The 21,177-nt window shown below is 71.8% G+C and carries 19 protein-coding genes; 9 read left to right on the plus strand and 10 right to left on the minus strand.

The window, feature by feature from the left end; all coding sequences use genetic code 11:
• Nucleotides 1-204: 204 nt before the first annotated feature.
• From OUQ99_RS31280 to OUQ99_RS31305, 6 genes are all read left to right on the plus strand, one after another.
• Nucleotides 205-2,820, plus strand: coding sequence for a DUF6049 family protein (locus OUQ99_RS31280; protein ID WP_346660257.1), 2,616 nt, complete (start codon nucleotides 205-207; stop codon nucleotides 2,818-2,820).
• 188 nt (nucleotides 2,821-3,008) lie between these two features.
• Nucleotides 3,009-4,838, plus strand: a complete 1,830-nt coding sequence (murJ, locus tag OUQ99_RS31285) for a murein biosynthesis integral membrane protein MurJ (RefSeq protein WP_267947340.1) — start codon at nucleotides 3,009-3,011, stop codon at nucleotides 4,836-4,838.
• Between the two features lie 76 nt (nucleotides 4,839-4,914).
• Entirely contained in the window at nucleotides 4,915-6,780 is a 1,866-nt protein-coding gene (gene murJ, locus OUQ99_RS31290; protein ID WP_378554254.1) for a murein biosynthesis integral membrane protein MurJ, read from the plus strand.
• Between the two features lie 279 nt (nucleotides 6,781-7,059).
• Nucleotides 7,060-8,637 carry a protein kinase family protein gene (locus OUQ99_RS31295; protein WP_267947341.1) on the plus strand — a complete coding sequence of 526 codons (1,578 nt, stop codon included), beginning with the start codon at nucleotides 7,060-7,062 and terminating at the stop codon, nucleotides 8,635-8,637.
• Nucleotides 8,638-8,661: 24 nt separating this feature from the next.
• On the plus strand, nucleotides 8,662-9,288 hold the full coding sequence (gene sigM, locus OUQ99_RS31300) for an RNA polymerase sigma factor SigM (protein ID WP_267947342.1): 627 nt from the start codon (nucleotides 8,662-8,664) through the stop codon (nucleotides 9,286-9,288).
• Nucleotides 9,285-10,148 carry a hypothetical protein gene (locus OUQ99_RS31305; RefSeq protein WP_267947343.1) on the plus strand — a complete coding sequence of 288 codons (864 nt, stop codon included), beginning with the start codon at nucleotides 9,285-9,287 and terminating at the stop codon, nucleotides 10,146-10,148. The genes sigM and OUQ99_RS31305 overlap by 4 nt, the downstream gene beginning before the upstream one ends.
• A gap of 90 nt (nucleotides 10,149-10,238) precedes the next feature.
• Here the strand turns inward: OUQ99_RS31305 and OUQ99_RS31310 are convergent, their stop codons facing one another.
• Nucleotides 10,239-10,958, minus strand: a complete 720-nt coding sequence (locus OUQ99_RS31310) for a response regulator (protein ID WP_267947344.1) — start codon at nucleotides 10,956-10,958, stop codon at nucleotides 10,239-10,241.
• Nucleotides 10,955-12,133 carry a sensor histidine kinase gene (locus OUQ99_RS31315; protein WP_267947345.1) on the minus strand — a complete coding sequence of 393 codons (1,179 nt, stop codon included), beginning with the start codon at nucleotides 12,131-12,133 and terminating at the stop codon, nucleotides 10,955-10,957. The genes OUQ99_RS31310 and OUQ99_RS31315 overlap by 4 nt, the downstream gene beginning before the upstream one ends.
• Nucleotides 12,134-12,332: 199 nt before the next feature.
• Here OUQ99_RS31315 and OUQ99_RS31320 point away from each other — a divergent pair, with 199 nt between their 5' ends.
• The 3 genes from OUQ99_RS31320 (at nucleotide 12,333) to trxA (ending at nucleotide 14,273) form a co-directional block, all read left to right on the plus strand.
• A complete protein-coding gene (locus OUQ99_RS31320; protein WP_267947346.1) occupies nucleotides 12,333-12,767 on the plus strand; it encodes a hypothetical protein in 435 nt (144 codons plus the stop codon).
• Nucleotides 12,768-12,932: 165 nt separating this feature from the next.
• Nucleotides 12,933-13,865 carry a thioredoxin-disulfide reductase gene (gene trxB, locus OUQ99_RS31325; RefSeq protein ID WP_267947347.1) on the plus strand — a complete coding sequence of 311 codons (933 nt, stop codon included), beginning with the start codon at nucleotides 12,933-12,935 and terminating at the stop codon, nucleotides 13,863-13,865.
• 84 nt (nucleotides 13,866-13,949) lie between these two features.
• Nucleotides 13,950-14,273, plus strand: coding sequence for a thioredoxin (trxA, locus tag OUQ99_RS31330; protein ID WP_267947348.1), 324 nt, complete (start codon nucleotides 13,950-13,952; stop codon nucleotides 14,271-14,273).
• A 241-nt stretch (nucleotides 14,274-14,514) separates the two neighbouring features.
• Here the strand turns inward: trxA and OUQ99_RS31335 are convergent, their stop codons facing one another.
• From OUQ99_RS31335 to rpmH, 8 genes are all read right to left on the minus strand, one after another.
• Nucleotides 14,515-15,495: a ParB/RepB/Spo0J family partition protein gene (locus OUQ99_RS31335; protein WP_267947349.1), complete on the minus strand. Its 981-nt coding sequence runs from the start codon at nucleotides 15,493-15,495 to the stop codon at nucleotides 14,515-14,517.
• An 86-nt stretch (nucleotides 15,496-15,581) separates the two neighbouring features.
• Nucleotides 15,582-16,406, minus strand: a complete 825-nt coding sequence (locus OUQ99_RS31340) for a ParA family protein (RefSeq protein ID WP_267947350.1) — start codon at nucleotides 16,404-16,406, stop codon at nucleotides 15,582-15,584.
• Nucleotides 16,407-16,564: 158 nt separating this feature from the next.
• On the minus strand, nucleotides 16,565-17,293 hold the full coding sequence (rsmG, locus tag OUQ99_RS31345) for a 16S rRNA (guanine(527)-N(7))-methyltransferase RsmG (protein ID WP_267947351.1): 729 nt from the start codon (nucleotides 17,291-17,293) through the stop codon (nucleotides 16,565-16,567).
• 561 nt (nucleotides 17,294-17,854) lie between these two features.
• The gene (locus OUQ99_RS31350) at nucleotides 17,855-18,343 is read right to left on the minus strand and encodes a protein jag (RefSeq protein WP_267947352.1); all 489 of its coding nucleotides are present in this window, start codon (nucleotides 18,341-18,343) and stop codon (nucleotides 17,855-17,857) included.
• Nucleotides 18,344-18,486: 143 nt separating this feature from the next.
• Nucleotides 18,487-19,431, minus strand: coding sequence for a membrane protein insertase YidC (yidC, locus tag OUQ99_RS31355; protein WP_267947353.1), 945 nt, complete (start codon nucleotides 19,429-19,431; stop codon nucleotides 18,487-18,489).
• A gap of 28 nt (nucleotides 19,432-19,459) precedes the next feature.
• Nucleotides 19,460-19,774, minus strand: a complete 315-nt coding sequence (yidD, locus tag OUQ99_RS31360) for a membrane protein insertion efficiency factor YidD (protein ID WP_267947354.1) — start codon at nucleotides 19,772-19,774, stop codon at nucleotides 19,460-19,462.
• Nucleotides 19,771-20,259 (minus strand): ribonuclease P protein component, encoded by a 489-nt coding sequence (rnpA, locus tag OUQ99_RS31365; RefSeq protein WP_267947355.1) that lies wholly within the window; start codon nucleotides 20,257-20,259, stop codon nucleotides 19,771-19,773. The genes yidD and rnpA overlap by 4 nt, the downstream gene beginning before the upstream one ends.
• Before the next feature lie 96 nt (nucleotides 20,260-20,355).
• Nucleotides 20,356-20,499, minus strand: a complete 144-nt coding sequence (gene rpmH / locus OUQ99_RS31370) for a 50S ribosomal protein L34 (RefSeq protein WP_013155858.1) — start codon at nucleotides 20,497-20,499, stop codon at nucleotides 20,356-20,358.
• Between the last annotated feature and the right edge of the window lie 678 nt (nucleotides 20,500-21,177).

Here is a 21,177-nt window from a genome sequence, read left to right on the forward strand (position 1 = left end):
CGACCCGACGGACAGCGAAGACGGTATCTTCGGGTGGAGTGGTAGGACCGCGGTCATCTCGCGCCCACCCGACCCGCGTACGCCGTGTGCGCCGTGCGGGCACCCCGAGCGTCTCCGCCCCTTCACCGTGTTCCCCGGCGGGACGGCCACCTGGACCCGAATCAGGAAACCGGTCAAGCGTTGCGTCGAATTGCCTCCGCGACGGTGGTCATGGCCATGACCACCGCGCTGCTCCCGATACCGGCCGCGCACTCACCCGCGCTGGCGGACCCCGAGGACGACGGCTCCGTCGAGCCGCTCGTCGTCGAGCGCATCACACCGGACGCGGTCCGCGAGGACAGCACCCTGCGGATCGCGGGCGAGGTGACCAACACCACCGCGGACAGCGTGCGCGACGTGACGGTCCGGGTCAGGTACTCCCGGCACCCGTTCACCAACCGCGACGAGCTGGACGAGTTCGCCTCGGGGGACGGCTGGCAGCCCAACGCTCCCGGCCCGGACGAGGAGGTCGCCTCCGCACTGCCGCCCGAGGCCTCCGAGGAGTACTCGCTGAGCATCCCGGTCGAGGACCTGGACCTCTCGTCCTACGGCGTGTACCCGCTCGTGGTCGAGGCGGTCGACGGGGACGGCGGTGTCATCGGCTCCCAGTACACGTTCCTCCCCTACACGGGCTCCGGAGGGGACGACGTGCCCTCCGTCGACATCGCGTGGGTGTGGCCGCTGATGGACCGGCCCCAGCGGGCCGACGACGACACCTTCCTCAGCGGCGAGCTACACGAATCGGTCCGCGCCGAGGGCAGGCTGGGCCGCCTCCTCTCGTCCGGTGCGCAGGTCCCCCTGGACTTCGCGGCCGGCGAGGAGGACCTGGTCGAGCTGCTCGGCCTCGGGGAGGAGCCCGAGGAGCCGCCGTCGGAGGAGGACGAGGCCACCGCGGAGGAGACCGCCGACTCCGTCCCCAGCGAGGAGGCCGCCGAGGACGGCGGGGAGGGCGACGAGGAGGACCCCGGCGCCGAGGGCGACGGAGGCGGGGAGGATCCCGGCGCCGAGGAGGAGCCCCGCCCCGAACGCACCGAGGGCGTGCCGGTCACCTGGGCGGTGGACCCCGGCACCCTCGACGACATCCACCGGATGGCCGCGGAGGACCACGAGGTCCTGGAGGACCTCCTCGCCGTGCCGGCGGAGGCCGACCCGGTCAGGCACGGGGCCGGCCCCGACGAGGCGGCCCAGGTGTGGCTGCGCGAGGCGCGCGCGGTGCTCGCCCGCGACACGGTCGTGGCGTCCCCCTACGCCGGCGCCGACCTGGGGGCCCTGATGCGCAACGACATGGGGGACGACGCCGCCGCCTCGCTCCGGATCGGGCAGGAGGCGGTCCTGCGCGCCCTGTCGTTCGAGGCGGACGGCGCCTTCGCGATGCCGCCCGGCGGGTTGATGGACGACTCCGTCTACGAGTTGTACGCCGCCCAGGGCGCCACCCGCTTCCTGCTGGGCGAGGGCGCCATGCCGCCCGCGTCCTGGATGTCCACGACCCCGACCGCGCAGGCCCCGCTGGCCGCTCCCGAGGAGGAGCCCGTCGAGGAGCCGTTCGCGCTGGTGGCCGACTCCGGGCTCACCGACGTGCTGTCCATGCCGTCGTGGGAGCCCGGCGAGTCCGCGCTCGCGCTCCAGCGGTTCGCCGCCGAGACCGCGATGATCGCGGGCGAGAACGCGGGCGGCGACCGCGTGGTCGTCGCCTCGCCGGACCCGGGCTGGGACCCCAGCCCGGAGTTCGCCGACGGCGTGCTGGCCGCCTCCGACGGCCTCCCGTGGCTGTCGCCGGAGAAGCTGGACGAGATCGAGCCGGCCGACGCGGACGAGCGCGAGGACACCCGGCGCAACCTGGACTACCCGGACAGCGCCTCCGAGGACGAGCTCAGCCCCACCTATATGGGACTGGTCGAGGACGTCAACAACGACGTGCGCCTGTTCAACAGCGTCCTGGTGGACGACGTCGACCCGTTCCGCCCCGCGCTCCTGCGCCTGGAGTCCGTGTACTGGCGGGAGGAGGAGGCCCTCGCGGGTGCGACCCGGTCCCTCGTCCTGGACTCCGTGCAGGACCGTATGGGCGACGTGCGCGTCATCCCCGGCGAGCCGGTCACCCTGGCGAGCCAGACGGGCACCACCGGTGTCCTGGTGGCCAACGACCTGGAGGACCAGGCCGTCATCGTGCGCCTGTCGGTGTTCTCCGAGAACTCCGAGCGGTTGAGCATCGGCTCGTACACGGACTTCTTCGAGATCGACCCCGGCGCCAAGACCACCGTGTACGTCCCCTTGTCGGCCCGGGTCAACGGCCGCACCGAGCTGACCGTGAGCCTGCACAACTCCGCGGGCGAGCCGATCAGCACGCAGGACACCGTGATCCCGGTGAACGCCACCGGCCTGGGCACCCAGGCGCTGCTCATCAGCGGTATCGGCCTGCTGATCCTGGTCGCCGCGCTGGCGCCCCGCGCCCTGCGCAAGTGGGCGCGCAAGCAGGCGTCCCGCTCCGACTCCGAGGCCGCCGGGGCCGCCGAGGCCGGGGGACCGGACGGCGCCGCGACCGGCACCGCCGCGGATCCCGCGGCTCCCGGGGACACCGGGGGCGGCTCCGGGGACCCCGCGGGCTCCGTCCCTCCCGGGGCGGTCGCCACGCCCGGGGAGACCGGGGCGTCCGGGGAGACCGGGGAGACCGGGGCGTCCGCGTCCTCCACCGGGCCCGGGGAGGACACCGAGGCCACCGGGGCAGGATCTCCGGAGGCCGGGGAGGACGCCCAGGAACGGGACAAGGACGGCTCCGGGAAGTGACCCCGGCGCCCCGACGGACCGATGGGTGACACGACTCCTTACCGACAGGACGTCATGTCGACACACCCGCACATCTCCATGTCGGCACACGCGGCGCCGAGCCGCGTGTCCGGCCCGGCCGGACAGGCGCCGGACCACGGCGCCGCGGACGGACCCTTCCAGTCGGACGAAAGGAACCCTGATCCACGGTGGTCACCGACTCTCCGAACGGCGGCGGGAAACACCGCCGTTCCCCCCAGCCCGAAGGCCCCCTCCCGGGTGAGAGCACTCTCCGTCCCAGCGGCGGCCCCATGCCCTCCTTCGAGGAGGGCGAACTGCCCGAGCCCGGCGCCGTCCCCGCCGGGGACGCCGCTTCCGGCTCCGGGGCGGACGGCGCGGGGGCGGGTTCCGGATCGGACTCCGGCGGGATGATGCGCTCCAGCATGATCATGGCCGTGGGCACCATGGCCTCCCGGCTCACCGGGTTCGCCCGCACCATCGTGCTCGGCGCCGCCATCGGCACCCACCTCCTCGGTGACGCCTACCACACGGCCCACACGATCCCCTTCATCCTCAACGACCTGCTCATCGGCGGGCTGATGGCCAGCGTCATCATCCCGTTCCTGGTCAAGCGCAGGAAGAACGACGCGGACGGCGGCAAGGCGACCGAGGACCGCCTGTTCACCACCACGGTGCTGGCCCTGTTCCTCCTGACCGCCGCCGCGATCCTGGCGGCCGAGTTCCTCATCTGGATGTACGGGTCCCGGTTCACACCGGTCCAGTTCGAGGCGTCCGTCTACCTGGCGAGGTTCCTGCTCGCGCAGATCTTCTTCGTCGGCCTGAGCGGCCTGCTGAGCGCCATGCTCAACACGCGGGGCAAGTTCGGCGCCGCCGTGTGGGCGCCGGTCCTCAACAACGTCGTCATCATGTCCGTGGCCGCCGTGTTCCTGTGGGTCGCGGGCCCCGGCCGCACCCCCGAGACCGTCACCGACGGCCAGCTCACGCTGCTCGGCGCGGGCACGGCGGGCGGCATGCTGCTCCAGGCGGTCGTGCTGTTCGTCGCCCTCTCCCGGACCGGCTACCGCTGGCGCCCCCGCCTGGACCTGCGCGGCTCCGGCCTCGGCGACGCGCTCCGCACCGCCGGGTGGATGATGCTCTACACCCTGCTCACGCAGGCCGGCCTGTGGATCACCACCAACATCGCCAACGCCGCGAACGTGTCGAGCATCGAGCAGGGCCTCGACGTCGGCGCGGGCATCAGCGCCTACAACCTGGCGTACCAGCTCTTCCAGCTGCCGTACGCGATCATCGCGGTCTCCCTCATCACCGTGCTGCTCCCCCGGATGAGCGCCCACGCCGACGACCGGAACTGGGACGCGGTCCGCGGGGACTTCTCCAGGACCCTGCGGGTCTCCGCGTTCGTCCTGGTGCCGACCGCGTTCGCGGTGGCGATGTTCGCGGAGCCGCTGTCCGTCCTGGCCTTCGCGCGCGGGTCCATCTCGGTCGGCGACGCCTCCAGCATCGGCCAGATCCTCGCCGTCATGTCGCTGGGCCTGGTGCCGTTCACCGTCTTCCAGCTCATGCTGCGGGTGTTCTTCGCCATGGGCGACACCCGGACGCCCGCGATGATCGGGGCGGCCAACCTCGCCGTGCACAGCGGCCTGGCCCTCGTCTCCTACCTGCTGCTCCCGCCGAACCTGGTGGTCGTGGGTGTGGCCTCGGGCTTCATGGTCTCGTTCCTGTCCGGTCTGACCATCGCCGGGCTGGTCCTGAGCCGGCGCATCGGCGGACTTGACGGAAAGCACATCATTGGCACAATGTTGCGCCTGCACCTGGCCGTCGTCCCGAGCATCGCGGCGGGCCTCGGTGTGCTCTGGTTCTTCGACGCCTACGTCGGCCCCGGCCTGGCCTCCTACATCGGCGCCCCCGTCACCGGGTGCGTCGTCGGCGCACTGCTCTTCCTCGGGTTCGCGCGACTGCTGCGCGTGCCGGAACTGAGCGCGGCGGTGGAACTGGTCCGCGGCCGCATGCGTCGTTGATGCCGTAGCGCCCCGGCTCTGATCCCGCCGAAGGTCTCCCCCGAAGCGCCCCGACCGAGATAAGGACGTCCCGACGGTGCCCAGCGATCACCCCAGAGAGCAGGACCCCGCACCGAGCGGGGCGTCCGCCGAGGCCAGGACGCGCCATCGCCGCCCCGTGGTGATGCCGGAGGACGTGCTCGACACGTACGAGCGCGACGAGCCGGAGGGCGTGCCCGAGACCGGGCTGCGGACGGTCCGCGATCCGAGCGACATCGGTGACGTGGGCACCGCCGACCGCCTGGAGGACGGCGACGAGATCGGCGGCAGCGCCCACACCGCCCCCGGCAACATCGCCAGGTCCAGCGCGGTCATGGCGCTGGGCACCATCGTCTCCCGCGTGACGGGGTTCGTCCGGACCATCCTCCTGGCGGCGGCGATCGGCACCCAGCTGCTGGGCGACGCCTACCAGACCGCGGGCATGGTCCCGTACATGATCTACGACCTGCTCATCGGCGGGTTGCTGGCCAGCGTGTTCGTGCCGTTCCTGGTCAAGCGGCGCAAGCTCGACCAGGACGGCGGGGACAGGACCGAGCAGCGCCTGGTCACCCTCATGCTGCTGGCGCTGTTCGTGATCACGGTCCTGTCGGTCCTGGTGGCGGAGTGGTTCATCAGGATCTACGCGGGCGAGTTCACGGGGGCGCAGTACGAGGTCTCGGTCGTCATGGCCCGGTACCTGGTGACGCAGATCTTCTTCATCGGGGCGAGCGGCCTGGCGAGCGCGATGCTCAACGCGCGCAACCGGTTCGGCGCCCCGATGTGGGCGCCGGTGCTCAACAACGTCGTCATCATCGGCATCCTCCTGTGGTTCATGGCGGTCGCCGGTCCGGGGCGCACCCCGGAGACCGTCACCCCCGGCGAGCTGATGCTGCTGGGCCTGGGCACGGCCATGGGGCAGGTGCTCCAGGCGGCGGTCCTGGTGTGGGCGCTGGCCGCGGCGGGCTTCCGCTGGCGGCCGCGCCTGGACCTGCGCGGCTCGGGTCTGGGCGAGGCGGCCGGCGCCGCCTCGTGGATGATGCTCTACATCGTGGTCGCGCAGCTGGGCGCGCTCGTCTCCACCAACGTGGCCACGCGCGCGGGGACGCGCGCCGCGGAGCTGGGCTTCGACTCCGGGGCGGGCATCACCGCGTACAAGTTCGCGTCGATGCTGTTCCAGCTGCCGTACGCGATCATCGCGGTCTCGGTGATCACCGCCCTGCTGCCGCGGATGAGCGAGCACGTGGCGGCGGGGCGCAAGGACCAGGTGCGCAGCGACTTCTCGCGCGGGTTCCGGCTCTCCTCCGTGCTGATCGTGCCGATCTCGGTCGCGATGATCGTGTTCGCGATCCCGTTCTGCGTGATGATCTACGCGCAGGGCAGCACGACGGCGTCCGACGCCGCGGCGATCGGGCGCATCCTGATGGTCTTCTGCGTGATGCTGATCCCGTTCACGCTGTTCCAGCTCCAGATGCGCGTGTTCTACGCGCTGGGCGACACCCGGACCCCCGCCCTGGTGTCGATCCCCTCCGAGGCCGCCCACGCGGTGACGGCGATCGCCCTGCTGTTCGTGGTCGAGCCCCAGCACGTGGTGGTCTGGCTGCCCGTGCCGTACGGTCTCTACTACATCGTCGGCTCGGTCGTCATGTGGTACCTGCTCCACCGGAAGCTCAACGGCATGGACGGCCGCCGCACCGCGGCGACGCTGTTCAAGCTGCACGTGGCCACGGTCCCCGCCGCGGTCTTCGGGGTGGCGATGATCTACGCCTTCCGGGGTCTGCCGGGTGATCTGTGGCCGGGTCTGGCGGCGATGCTGGCCGGGGGCGTCGTCGGTGCCGTACTGTTCGTGGTTACCGCGAAGTTCCTGAATGTGACCGAAGTCACATCCTTCCTCGATTTGCTCAGAACACGGCTGCGACGCCGCTGATCACCAGGAATGGATGACGTTGGGTAGCCGAGCACCGATACGCCCCGGAAGGTGAATGAGTATCCGATGTCCTCCGAAGATGCTGTTCAGGCGTCCTAGCATGGACACGCATCGCTTTACCGCTACAGCAATGTTCATCCGAGCTGCCCGAAGGGAGGCTGGGGACAGCAGGCAGGGCCGATAACCCCCTCGCGCACACCCCGCACCGCTCCGGTCCCCAGGGACCCGTTGCGGGAGGAGCGCGCGGAGCTCACGGCACTGGCGTCCGTCACTCCCAACATGAGCACCTTCCTGATCGAACCCGGGGCGAAGCTGGCCAACCGGTACCGCCTCGACCAAGTGGTGAGTGAGACCGGCGGGGCCACCCGCTGGAAGGCCACCGACGAGACCCTCGCGCGACCCGTCGCGGTGTGGACCTTCACCGAGGGCTTCCCCCGCACGTCCGAGGTCGTGCGCGCCGCCAGGGCCACGAGCCGCATCCCCGACGCCCGCGTCACCCAGGTCTTCGACGCCGACGACACGACCCCCGTCCCCTACGTCGTCGAGGAGTGGGTCATCGGCTCCTCCCTCGCCGACCTCCTCGCCCAGGGCCCCATGGAGCCCGAGCGCGCCGCGGGCCTGGTCGCCGAGGCCGCCGAGGCCATCGCCGCCGCGCACGCCGGCGGGCTCCACCACCTGTGCCTGACCCCGAGCAAGCTCATGTGGAGCAGCGGCGGGGCCGTCAAGGTGACCGGCATCGGCGTCGACGCCGCGCTGCTGGGCGCCGTCGTGGCCGACCCCGCCGCGGTCGACGCCCAGGGCCTGGGCAACCTGCTGTACGCGGCGCTCACCGGGCACTGGCCCGGCGGGCCGCAGAGCGGCCTTCCCGGAGCCCCCCAGGGCCCCGCGGGCCCCTACCCGCCCGGACAGATCCGCCAGGGCGTCACCGAGCCCCTCAACACCATCACCACGCGCGCGGCGCTGCCCCAGCTCGCGGGCCAGATGGTGCCCGGCCCGCCCATCACCTCGCCCGCGGACTTCTGCGCCGCCATGGCCGAGGTCCCCCGGCTCATCCCGCTCCCCGTCTCCCCCGTGGAGTCCGCGCCCCCCGAGCCCGGGACCTCGCGGCGCACGGGCGAGCTCGACACCACCGGCTCCGGCCCCCGCCGGAGCGCCCGGAGCGGCGGCTCCGCCCGCGGCGCCACCGCGGCGCGCAGCGCCTCCGCCCCCCGTGCGGAGCGCCCCGCCCCCTCCCGCATGGACCAGCGCGCGGCCCGCTCCCAGGCCTCGCCCAAGAGGATCCTCGTCGGCGTCGTCGCGGTCGTGCTGTTCGCCGCCGTGGTCGTGGGCGCCTGGAGCCTCGGTTCCAGCCTCCAGCCCGGCGACGACCCCGCCACCCCCAGCGCGGGCTCCGCCGAGGACCCGGCGGACGACGCCGCGGACGCGTCCCCCCTGGAGATCGTCGGCTCGCGCGGCCTCAACCCGCACGGCGACACCGACGAGCACAGCGCCAACGCGCCCCTGGCCTGGGACGGCGACCCCTCGACCGCCTGGAACACCCAGGGCTACAGGGACCCGCTGGACATGATCAAGCCCGGTGTCGGCCTCCAGCTCGAACTCGGCGCGAGCCACGAGATCCACGCGGTGGACCTCGACATGGCCGGCGACGGGTACGAGTTCGAGATCCGGGTCGGCGACGCGAACGGGAACTCCGAGAACGACTACGAGGTGGTCGGCAGCGGCAGCGGGTCCTCCCAGGAGGTCGTCCTCGACGAGCCCGCCACCGGTCAGTACGTCCTGGTCTGGTTCACGGCCCTGCCCCAGAACGGGGGGGACTACCGTGGGAGCGTCAACGAGGTAGAGGTACGCGGAACCTAGTAGTGGGATATGTGATCAGCGCTGATGGACGCGGTCCACGAGCTTCCTGACCGGGAGCTGTTGACGAGGCACGCTCAGGGTGACGAACAGGCGTTCGGGGTACTGGTTCGCCGCCACCGTGAGCGCCTCTGGGCTGTCGCAGTGCGGATGATGGGAGACCCCGAGGAGGCGTCGGACGCCCTCCAGGACGCCTTCCTGTCGGCGTTCCGCGCCGCCGAGCGGTTCCGCGGGGAGTCCCAGGTGACCACCTGGCTGCACCGGATCGTGGTCAACGCCTGCCACGACCGGCTGCGCCGGCGCAAGGTGCGGCCCGCCACCCCCACCGAGGACGCCACCCTGGACGTGGTCGCCAACGAGCGGCTGGGCCGCGCCGGAGGCGCCCCGGACCACGCCTCGCAGACCGAGGCCCGCCTCGACGTGCACGCCGCCCTGGACCTGCTGCCGCTGGACCAGCGGATGGCGCTGACCCTCGTGGACATGCTCGGCTACCGGGTGGAGGAGGCGGCCCAGATCCTCGACGTGGCGACCGGCACGGTCAAGAGCCGGTGTGCCCGGGGTCGCGCCAAACTTCTTCCGTCACTGGCCCATCTGAGGAACCCCCGGGATCCGCGAGACGTCACATCTGGGAGAGGAGGTGCCAACCCATCGTGACGTCCCATCCAGACGTGGAGGCACTCGCCTTCTTCGCCGAGGAGCTCCTGGAGCCCGGCGAGGAACGTACCGTCGCATCCCACATCGAGACCTGCGCGACCTGCGCGACCACCCTGGAGGAGCTCACGGGGGTCACGGAGGCGCTGGCCGCCGCACCCGCTCCCGAGCTGCCCCGGGACGTCGCCGACCTCCTCGACCGGCGTGTCGCCGAGGCGGCGCGCGAGCGGGCGGAGAACGGCGGCGCGCCGGGACCCGCCGCCGCACCCGCCGCCTCCGGACCGACCGCCGGGGTGACACCGATCTCGCGCCGCCGGCGCGGTTTCGGCGGCGCCGGCCTGCCCCGGCTGATGATGGTGGCCGCCGCCGCGGCGGTCGTCGCCGGCGGTGGCGCGGCCCTGTTCAACGGTCTGGCCCCGCAGGAGGAGGCCGGCGTCGCCGCGCCCCTCCTGCAGGACGGGCAGGAGGAGGCCGTGCCGGACACCGCCCAGGCCTACACGCCCCAGGTGGTGCGGAGCGGCACCGTCTACACCGGCGCCGGCCTGGCGGAGCAGGCCGCCCGGACCCTCGACCTCTCCCCCGTGGGGGCCCCGCAGGAGGACGGCGCCGAGCCCCTGGCCGCGGAGGAGAGCCCCCCGCCCGGGGTGGCGGAGTGCGCGGGGCGTCTCGGCGAGGCGCTCGACACCCGTTTCAGCCTGGTCGACGACGCCCACTACGGCGACGGGACGACCCCGGCGTGGGCCATGTTCGCCCTCGACGGCGACGAGTACGACGTGTACGTGGTCGATCCGCTCTGCGCGCAGGGCGGGGACACCGAGGGCAGCGTGATCACCCAGGAGCGCGTGCCCGAGCCCGGCCCCTGAGCGGGCCCGGCGGCCTCCGGGCCCGTACACAGGACGCGGAGGGGGCGGGCGGGACCGCGAAGGTCGACATGTCGACCCGCCCGCGCCCCGTCACCCGCCCGGACTGACCAGGCCCGTCTCGTAGGCGATGACCACGAGGCCCACCCTGTCCCTGGCGCCGAGCTTGGACAGGACGCGGCCCACGTGCGTGCGGGCCGTGGCGGGGCTCAGGTGGAGCTCCGCGCCGATCTCCTGGTTGGACAGCCCGCGCCCGACCAGGGCCAGCACGTCGCGCTCCCGGGCGGTCAGCACGTCCAGGCGGCGGGCCGCCTCCGGGGGGACCGAGGTGTCGGCCACCCTCTCGATCACCCTGCGCGTGACCGCGGGGGACAGCAGCGCCTCCCCCGCGGCGACGGTCCGCACCGCCGCGCGCAGCTCGCCGGGTTCCGCGTCCTTGAGGAGGAACCCCGAGGCGCCCAGCCGCAGCGCCGTGAACACGTTGTCGTCCTCCCCGAACGTGGTGAGGACCACCACCCGGGGGCCGCCGGACGCGGCATCCGCGCCGGCCTCCCCCGCACGCTCCGGCCCCGGGGCCCGTGTCGACCTGTCGCCCTGTCGACGCCCCAGCTCGCGCAGGACCGCGAGGCCGTCCACCGCGGGCATCTGGAGGTCGAGCAGGACCACGTCGGGACGGTACCTGCCGATGTCGGCGAGGGCCTCCCGGCCGTTCCCCGACTCCGCCACCACCTCGATCCCCCCGTCGCGCTCCAGGAGCGCGCGCACACCCGTGCGGACGAGCGGCTGGTCGTCCACCAGCAGGACCCGGATCACCGGTCCCCTCCGAGCGGCAGCCGCGCGTGCACCGCGAACCCTCCACCGGGGCCGGGCCCCGCCTCCACCGAGCCCCCCACCAGGCGTACGCGTTCGCGCATGCCCGCGAGCCCGCTCCCGGGGGCGACCGCGGGCCCTTCGCCCGCGCCGCCGCCCGCGGTGGACGGGCCTTGTCGTCCGTCGTCGGTCACCCGCACCTCCAGGACACCGTCCCTCCTCGTGAAGACCACCCGGGCCCGGTCGGCCCGGGCGTGCCGGAGCGTGTTGGTCAGCGCCTCCTGCACGATCCTGTAGGCGGTCGCGTCCACCATCCCCGGTATCTCTCCGGTCCCGGGCCTCCCCTCCACCTCGACCGCCACACCTGCCGCCCGGACCGAGTCCGCGAGTTCGTCCAGGTGCGCGAGCGAGGAGGTCCGTTCGCCGCCCGGATCGGCGTCGCGCAGGGCGCGCACGGTGGAGCGCAGCTCGCTCAGGCCCGCGCGGGACGCCTGGGTGACGTGCGCGAGCTCCGCACGCGCCGCCTCCGCGTCCGCGGGGTCGTCCTCCAGCGCCTCGGCCGCCACCGCCGCGTGCAGGGACACCACCGAAAGATGGTGCCCCACCGCGTCGTGCAGGTCGCGCGCGATCCGCGTACGCTCCAGCGCCAACCGCTCGGCCGCCTCGGACTCGCGCGCCTGCGCGTCCAGGAGGGCGGCCCTCTCCCGCTGGTGGTCGGCCTGGCGCCGCTGCCACTGCGCGTGGCCCAGGGCGATGGCCGCGCCCATGATCGCCGCCGTGGAGGGCAGCTCGTACCCCAGGAGGTAGGCGGGGTCCTGGCCCTCGCCCAGCCGGGCGAACGTGGAGACCGCCACCAGCGCCGCCGCCGTGCCCGCCGACCACGCCGTCCGGCCGGCCTCCGCCGCGGAGTACAGGGCCGCGGCGGCGGGGACCGCCAGGCCGATGGTCGGCAGGTCGATCACGTAGTTGGCGACGATGAGCACCGCCGTCGCCAGGAGCACCCCCACCGGCCACCGCCGCCGCGCCGGCATGAGGCCGCCGAGCACCGCGGCCATCGCGTAGCCGAGGGCGAGGTTCCCCCTGTTGCTGACGTCGGATCCGACCGCGATCGCCACCACGGCGAAGACGGCGAACCCGAACAGCGCGTCGACGACGACGTCCTGGCGGTCGCTGGGCATGCGGTGATTCTACGGACCGGTCCCCCGGCGGGCACGGGACCGGGGACGCTCGCCGCTACGCGCCGCGACGTACACCGACCGGTCGGGACCGCGTACCGGGGCGCGGTCGGCGCCGGACGCGCGAGGGGGCCCGCGGTCCCTACCGTCGGGGCTGTCCGTCCCCGGCGCGCCGAGCGCGCCACGACCCCGCGAGGCGCCCGTGAACCAGCCGCAGCCCCCGTCCGCCGGACCGTTCTCCGGTGTCCCGTGGTCGCTCGTCCTGGGCCTCGGAGCCCTGGCGCTGCTCCGGCCCCTGCTGGGCGTCACGGGCGTCGCTGAGGCGATCGACTGGAGACCGTACCTCCCGCTGGGGATGACCGTCGTGATCACGGTCGCGTGGGTGGCCGCGGTCGTGGTCGCCCGTGTCCCCCGGCCGCTCCTCACCCTCGTGTACGCGGGCCTGGCCCACGCCGTGTTCTCGACCGTGCTGGTCGCCGTGCTCTCACCGATCACGCCGGGCGGGCCCCGGGGTCCGCTCGACGATCCGCTCGCGCTCGTCTCCTCCCTCGCCGCGAACGCCCTGTGGGGGCTCCTGGCGGGGGCGGTCGCCGTGGCGGTCCGGGCGGCGCTGGAGGACCACCGGCGGGGCCCCTGAACGGCGGACCCGGGCCACGGACCCCCGCGACGCATACCCCGCCCCCGTAAGCCGGGCGGATGTCCCGGGGGGAATGCCCTGCACCTACCATCGGTTGTGCTAACCATCTTCCCCTGAGGTCACGACGCGTGGCCAGGGCAGCGACTGTGTGAAGGGCCTACGAGCGTGAGTGACGTCCGCAATGTCATCATCATCGGTTCCGGACCGGCGGGTTACACCGCTGCCGTGTACGCCGCCCGAGCCGAGCTGCGCCCGCTGGTGTTCGAGGGTTCGATCACCGCCGGCGGCGCCCTCATGAACACGACCGAGGTCGAGAACTTCCCCGGCTTCCCCGACGGCATCATGGGACCGGACCTCATGGACAACCTGCGCAAGCAGGCCGAGCGCTTCGGAGCCGAGCTGGTCCCCGAGGACGTCACCTCCGTGAACCTGGACAAGCCGGTCAAGGAGGTCGTCGCGGGCGGGGAGACCTTCCTCGCGCACACGGTCATCCTCGCCACCGGGTCCGGCTACCGCGAGCTGGGCGTGCCCGGCGAGAAGGAGCTCTCCGGCCGGGGCACCTCCTGGTGCGCCACCTGCGACGGCTTCTTCTTCCGCGAGCAGGACATCGCGGTGGTCGGCGGCGGCGACACCGCCATGGAGGAGGCCCTCTTCCTCACCCGCTTCGCCTCGTCGGTGACCGTCATCCACCGCCGCGAGGAGCTGCGCGCGAGCCGCATCATGGTCGAGCGCGCCGAGGCCAACGAGAAGATCCGCTTCCTCTGGAACTCCGAGGTCACCGAGGTGCTCGGCACGGAGCGCGTCACCGGCCTGCGGGTCCTGAACAACAAGTCCGGCGAGACGAGCACGCTCGACGTGACCGGCCTGTTCGTCGCCATCGGCCACGACCCTCGGGTCGAGCTGTTCGACAAGCAGATCGAGCTGGACGGGGAGGGCTACGTCAAGGTGGACTTCCCGTCCACGCGGACCACGCTGGAGGGCGTGTTCGCCTGCGGCGACGTCGTCGACCACCAGTACCGCCAGGCGATCACGGCCGCCGGCACCGGCTGCTCCGCCGCCCTGGACGCCGAGCGCTTCCTCGCGGCGCGGGGCAACTGACGCCTCCGCCCTCCCGCGGGCCCGCCCGAGAGGGCCCGCGTTCCTCCCCCCTGCCATCCGCCACCAGGTGAACCAAGGAGAACCATGTCCACTGTCAAGCACGTCACGGACGCCAACTTCAAGGAAGAGGTCCTCGCCAGCGGCAAGCCCGTCCTGGTGGACTTCTGGGCCGACTGGTGCGGCCCGTGCAAGCAGATGGCCCCGGTCCTGGACAAGCTGGCGGCGGAGTACGGCGACAAGATCGAGATCGTCAAGCTCAACACCGACCAGAACCCCGAGACGCCGCGCGCCTACAACGTCATGTCGCTGCCGACGATGAACCTCTACAAGGACGGCGAGGTCGTCAAGCAGCTCATCGGCGCCAAGCCGAAGCGCGTCCTGGAGAAGGAGCTCGCCGACTTCCTGTAACGGGACGCGGGCGACACCAGAGGCGACGAGAGGCCCCCAGGTCCACCCTGGGGGCCTCTCGTGCGTCCTGGGCCCCGGGCAGGGGGAGCACCCCTCCCGGGGCCGCCACGACGACCTCCGGCGACTTCGCGCCCGCGGTGCGTGTTTCACGTGAAACACGCACCGCGGCCCCCGGAGTCCGGGCGGCGCGAAGGCGGTGTTTCACGTGAAACACCGCCTTCGACCACCACCCCGGGGACGCTCAGGAGTTCTGCGCGTCCATCTGCTCGATGATGCGGGCCAGATCCTCCGGTGTCGCGAACTCCACCACGATCTTGCCCTTCTTGCGGCCCATCTGGACCTTGACCGTGGTGTCGAAGCGGTCGGAGAGGCGCGTGGCCCACTCGTCCACCTGGGGCGGGGTGGCGATCCGCTCCGCGGCCCTCCGGGGCCGGTCGTCGTCCGGCGCCTCCCGGAGCGAGACCATCTCCTCCAGGGAGCGGACCGAGATCCCCTCCTGGACGACGCGGGCCGCGAGCCGGTCCTGGAGCTCGGGGTCCTCCAGCCCCAGCAGCGCCCGCGCGTGTCCGGCGCTGAGCACCCCGGCGGCCACACGCGTCTGCACCTTGCCGGGGAGGTTCAGCAGGCGCAGGGTGTTGGTGATGTGCGAGCGCGACTTGCCGACCTGGTGGGCCAGCTCCGCCTGGGTGGTGCCGAAGTCGTCCAGCATCTGCTGGTACGCGGCCGCCTCCTCCAGGGGGTTGAGCTGCTGCCGGTGGAGGTTCTCCAGGAGAGCCTCCCGGAGCAGTTCGTCGTCGTCCGTCCTGCGCACGATCGCCGGGATGCGCTCCAGCCCCGCGAGCTTGCTCGCCCGGAACCGCCGCTCCCCCATGATGAGCTCGAAGCCGACCTCCGCTCCGACCGGCAGCTTGCGCACGACCACCGGCTGGAGCAGACCGACCTCGACGATCGACTCCCGCAGCTCCTCCAGCGCCTCGTCGTCGAAGTACTTCCGGGGCTGGCGGGGGTTGGGCCGTACGTCGGAGAGCTTGACCTCCTCCAGGTACGTGCCGTCCGGCATCTCGGCCGGGCCGGGCACCGCTGTCGTGTCACGCACCTCCACCGGCTCCGGCGCGGGCGGCGGTGCCGTCTCCCGCTCTCTCTCCGCCGGGGCGGGGGCGGGCGGCCCCTGCGGGATCAGCGCCCCCAGTCCCTTGCCCAGACCGCGCCGCTGCTGGCTCACCGGCAACTCCCTCCACACTCCTTGTGAACTTTCCGCCCGGCCCCACCGGTCGGGCGGAGACCGTGTTTCACGTGAAACATCCGGCGTCAGCCGGCGATCGCCCGCGCCCGGTGGGCGATCTCGCGAGCCGCCTCCAGGTAGGCCACCGCCCCGGTCGACGCCGGGTCGTAGGTCATCACCGACTGGCCGTAGCTCGGCGCCTCGGACACGCGCACGCTCCTGGGGATCAGGGTGTCCAGGACGGTCTCCTTGAAGTGCGAGCGCACCTCGTCGGCGACCTGCTGCGAGAGGCGGGTCCGGCCGTCGTACATCGTCAGCAGGATGGTGCTGACCGCCAGCCCCGGGTTGAGGTGGGACTGGACGAGCTCCACGTTGCGGAGCAGCTGCCCCAGACCCTCCAGGGCGTAGTACTCGCACTGGATCGGGATCATCACCTCGTCGCACGCCACCATCGCGTTGACCGTGAGGAGGCCGAGCGAGGGAGGGCAGTCGATGAGGATGTAGTCGAGGTCCGACGTGTCGTACGCGGCGAAGGCACGCTTGAGCCGGGCCTCGCGCGCGACGAGGGAGACCAGTTCGATCTCCGCTCCCGCCAGGTCGATGGTGGCCGGGGCGCACCACAGGTTCGGGATGTCCGGGACCGGCTGGGCCAGTTTGCGGATCTCCTCGTCCTCGACCAGGCAGTGGTAGATGGAGCGGGTCTGCGTGTCGCGCTCCATGCCGAGGGCCGTGGAGGCGTTGCCCTGGGGGTCGAGGTCGACCACGAGGACCCGCTGCCCGTGCATCGCCAGGGCCGCGGCGATGTTCACCGTCGTGGTCGTCTTGCCGACGCCACCCTTCTGGTTGGCGACGCCGATCACCCGGCAGGCCGCCGGGCGGGGCCAGACCTCGTCGTGCCCGCGAACCGCCATGGCCGCGTGGGCCGCTCGGGCGAGGGGGGTGTCGGGGACGCCGTAGTTGGATCCGGCCGGTGTTTCACGTGAATCACCGAGCAGGTCTCCATAGGCGCCCGGGGATGTTTCACGTGAAACATCGGCGTTGTCGGCTGGATTCTGGGGCACGAATGAGTTCACCTCTTCCGTCCGCGCTTCTTCTTGCCGCCCCGCGCCTTCTGGGAACCTGCTGACGCGGGCGGACCACCGTCGGATGTCACCGTGACGCGAACGACCGTGGTAGCGGGATCGACTTTACCCCGCCCCACCCTGATCACATCGCTAACGCTCGGCCGCATTTGGGAAACGTCTTCGCGGCCGGCTGCCAGCTCGGCCTCCGCCTGCTCCCCCTTCAGGGCCAGCAGGCTGCCGCCCTTGCGCAGGAGCGGCAGGGCCCAGCCGGCGAGCCGGGGCAGGGGCGCGACGGCGCGGGCCGTCACGAAGTCGGTCAGCAGCTGCCCGTGGGCCTCTTCCGCCCGCCCCCGGCGCACCACCACGTTGGACAGCTCCAGGATCTCGACCGCCTCGTCGAGGAAGACCGTCCGGCGCAGCAGCGGCTCCAGGAGGACCATGCGGATGTCGGGGCGCATCATTCCGAGCACCAGCCCCGGAAGGCCGGCGCCCGAGCCGATGTCCACGACCTCGGCGCCCTCGGGGATCAGCTCCTCCACGACGGCGCAGTTGATGAGGTGGCGTTCCCAGAGGCGGGGCACCTCCCGCGGGCCGATCAGACCGCGACGCACCCCGTCGTCGGCGAGTAGTTCGGCGTAGCGCCGCGCCTTCGGCAGGGAGTCACCGAAGACCGCCTCCGCCTGTGCTGGTGGGGCGGGTGGCGCGGCGCCGGGCTCCTCAACATCCGAGGTCATCGGTCACCACCTGTCGGAACTCGTCCATCGTCACTTCCATGCTCGGTCCGCCGCACCCGGGACTCCGCGCGCGGCGCGGCATCGGTCGGAGAGGGGGATGCGCGCTGCGGATCACGGTTCCGCGCGCGTGAGAAAAGATCCTTCATGATCCTACGTGCGGGCGGCACCAGGGTTTCACGTGACGCCCTTCCCGAGGGCGTGTCCGCAGTGTGCCCTCACTCTCCGAAAGCCTCCCTGGGGAGTGTTTCACGTGAAACGCTCCCCCACCCCGCTCTCTGTCCCGCGGCGTTTCACGTGAAACATCGACACGGCGACATGCCGACCCCGGCCCGTCGATGTGTCGACATACCCGCTCGCCCGACCGGGGCCCTCACGGTCACCCCCGGCGGTCCGGTACCGCGCAAGGCGGCCGGAGACCTCTCACGGCAGGCGCTCCGTCCCGGGGCGGCCTCTCCCGGGGCGTCCGCCCGCCGCACACGGGAGGCGGGCACAGGAGGCGGACACAGAGAAGGGGTGTCGGTGTTTCACGTGAAACACCGACACCCCCTGGGGATGATCGTCCTACGAGGCGGGATGCACCACGACGTAGCGGTTGGGCTCCTCGCCCTCCGACTCGCTGCGCAGGCCCGCAGCGGCCACCGCGTCGTGGACGACCTTGCGCTCGAACGGGGTCATCGGTTCCAGCGGGTGGATCTCGCCGGACTCCTTGACCTTGTCGGCGGCCTCGGTCCCGATCTGGAAGAGCACCTTGCGGCGGCCCTCGCGGTAGCCGCCGATGTCCAGCATCAGCCGGCTGCGCTCGCCCGTCGCCCGGTGGACGGCCAGACGGGTCAGCTCCTGGAGGGCCTCCAGCACCTCGCCGTCCTCACCGATCAGCTCGTCGAGGGTGGCCCCCACGACGGAGACCATCGCACGGTCGCCCTCGACGTCCATGTCGATGTCGCCGTCGAAGTCCCCGATGTCGAGGAGTCCCTCGATGTAGTCCGCGGCGATGTCGCCCTCGTTCTCCAGGGCCTCGACGTCGACTCCGGCCTCAGGCGCCTCAGCCACCGCTACTCCACCGTTCTCTTCCTCGCTACTGCCCACAGCGATCCCGTCTCCTCATCCATCACGCCCTGGCCGTCGTACGCCTCAGGGGCATTGTCGCCTGCGCACTCGAAAGTCCCCGCAACCGACGCGAAGCCGGGAGGCCCCTACTGGGAACCGCCACCGGAGCGCTTGGAGCGCGGCTGCTTCTTCGGCTGCTTGCGTTCGATCTTAGGCTGTTCCTTCGGCTCAGGAGCGGATTCGGCAGCCTTCTTTCGACCCAGCATGCCCTTGGCGGAACCGCTCGGGGAGGCGCCGCCCTTGGCCTTGTCGTCGGCCTGACCGGGAACGGGCTGGTTCCGGTAGAGGAAGTGCTGCTGGACCATCGTCCAGACGTTGGAGGTCACCCAGTAGACGAGCACGCCCACGGGCATCGCCAGACCGAAGAGCCCGAAGAGGGGCGCCATGTACATCATGATCTTCTGGGTCTGCATCATGGGGTTGTCAGGCATCTGCGAGATGCTGCGCTTCATGCTCTGACGCATCGTGAGGAAGGTCGTGGTCCCCATGACCACACAGGCGATCGCGATGATGACCTTGGCCATGATCGGGTCGGTGGCGCCGAGTGCCGTCAGCTCCTCGGGGGAGCTGTTGAACTGCGCGGCGACCGGGGCCGCGAAGATCAGCGCCTGGCGCGCGCTCTCCACCAGCTCCGGCGTGAAGTTGTACTGGGCGTTGCCCTCGGCGACGCTCCGCAGGACGCTGAAGAGCGCGAAGAAGACCGGCATCTGCAGGAGGAGCGGGAGGCAACCCATGATCGGGTTCGTGCCGCTCTCCTGGTACAGCTTCATGGACTCCTGCTGGAGCCGCTGCTGGTCGTGCTTGTAGCGCTCCCGCAGCTTCATGATCTTCGGCTGGATGTCCTGCATCTTCCGCTGCGTGTTCATCTGCTTGACGAACAGCGGGACGAGCAGGAGCCGCATGAGCACGGTGAGCAGCACGATGGACAGGCCCCAGGCCCAACCGCTGTCTGTGTCGAGGCCGACGAAGGTCAGACCCGCGTGGATCTGGACCAAGATCCAGCCGACGATGTTGTAAAGCCAGTCCAGCACCGGCCAACTCCTATTTGCTTCGGTTCAGCTACTGGTCCCCGGAAGCGGTTCCGGCGTGACCGGCCTCGCCCGTAGACTCCTCGGACTCCTCGTTCCGGCGCCCCCTGGGCGGCGGAACCGGATCAAGACCCCCCGGGTTGAAGGGGTGGCAACGGCCGATACGCCTGATCGCCAACCACGACCCGTAGAGGGCTCCGTGCACCCGCAGCGCCTGGACGGCGTACGTGCTGCACGAAGGGTAGAAACGGCAGACCGGGGGGAAGAGCGGGCTGATGAAGCGTTGGTAGCCCCGGATGGGCAGGATCAGCACACGCGCGAACGCCGTCGGTCTGTGCTCGGTCATCGGCTCGCCCACCGTTCTCCGCCCTCGTCCGGGCGGCGGTTCCCCGCTGTTTCGCTCTTCGCCTGGTCCGCCTCGGGCGGCCGGGTTCCCCCGCGACCGCGCCGGCGACGCGACGACGATCCGCGGGGGCGCACCACCGCGGCGATCGCGCTGTCGAGTTGCGCGGCCAGGTCCTCCTGCCGCAGGGAGGCGGCGGCGGGCTTGGCACGCACTACCAGCAGGCTACCGTTTGGCAGAACAGCCAAGAGGGGCCGCATGGCATGGCGCAGCCGACGCTGGACGCGCTTGCGCACCACCGCTCCCCCGACCGCCTTGCTGACGACGAAGCCGACGCGCGGCGGGTCCGCGGGAACCGCCGGGTCGGCGGTTCCGGGCGCGGGTGCGAGGTAGACGACGCCCACGGCGTCGCGCGACGAGCGCCTGCCGGAGCGCATGACGGAGGCGAACTCGGCACTGTGGCGCATCCGGTTCCTCGGCGACAGCATCCGCGCTCCTCCGGTGTCGGGACTTCTCCCCACGAAAAAGGGACCGGCCGGCGAGAAGGCCGGACCGGTCCCTGAGAACTTGGGGCTGAGCGTGGCCTAGTGGCTCACGGTCAGCGCCGCGCGCCCCTTGCGGCGCCGCGAGGCGATGATGGCGCGACCGGCGCGCGTACGCATGCGCAGCCGGAAGCCGTGGACCTTCGCGCGACGCCGGTTGTTCGGCTGGTACGTACGCTTGCTCACTACTGGCTCCAGGGGCGTGTCAGGAAAGTACTACGACGGACCCCCAGGATATGCGGGGTCCCAGGGTGCATGAACCGCAGCCGCGCAACCGTGACGACACGTGCGCAGGCAGGATGGTCGGCATAAGCATAAAGAAGATACGACCTGGTGTGGTCGCGGTCAAATCAGACCCGTCCGCGGCGGCGCCGGCCCGGCCTCCGGGGCCGCCCGGACCCCGGGCCCCTCCGGCACCGGGACCCACCAGCCTGTGGACAACTTGTTGTCCACAGGTCCGTGCGACTTCCACGTCCGCCCACTTCTGTGGATAACCTCAGCCTGTGGATAACTTCTGACGCCACCGCCCCGCTCCACGCCCGGCCCACGAGCCATCCCGCCTACACATGCACTGACCTGCGAATTGTGGACAACTCCGCACTGTGCACAGAGATCTGCCATCCTGTGGATAAACCTGTGGACAACTTGTGGACAACGCCCTGGATCTGTGGATACCCCGCCGCGCCCGCATGCGAGGCCGATCTCGGGCAGTGAGGTTATCCACAGGACCAAACCGCACCGAAACGCCCACCTGGCCGAGTTCCCCTGCCCCGGCACTGCCCCGGGGGGAGGACAATGGGAAGCCGCTCCCCGAGGCCTCCGGCTCCCGCGGCGCATGACCGACGACACTCCGCGGGCTCCCCG

The organism is Streptomonospora nanhaiensis, assembly GCF_026642255.1.
Lineage (GTDB): Bacteria > Actinomycetota > Actinomycetes > Streptosporangiales > Streptosporangiaceae > Nocardiopsis > Nocardiopsis tropica.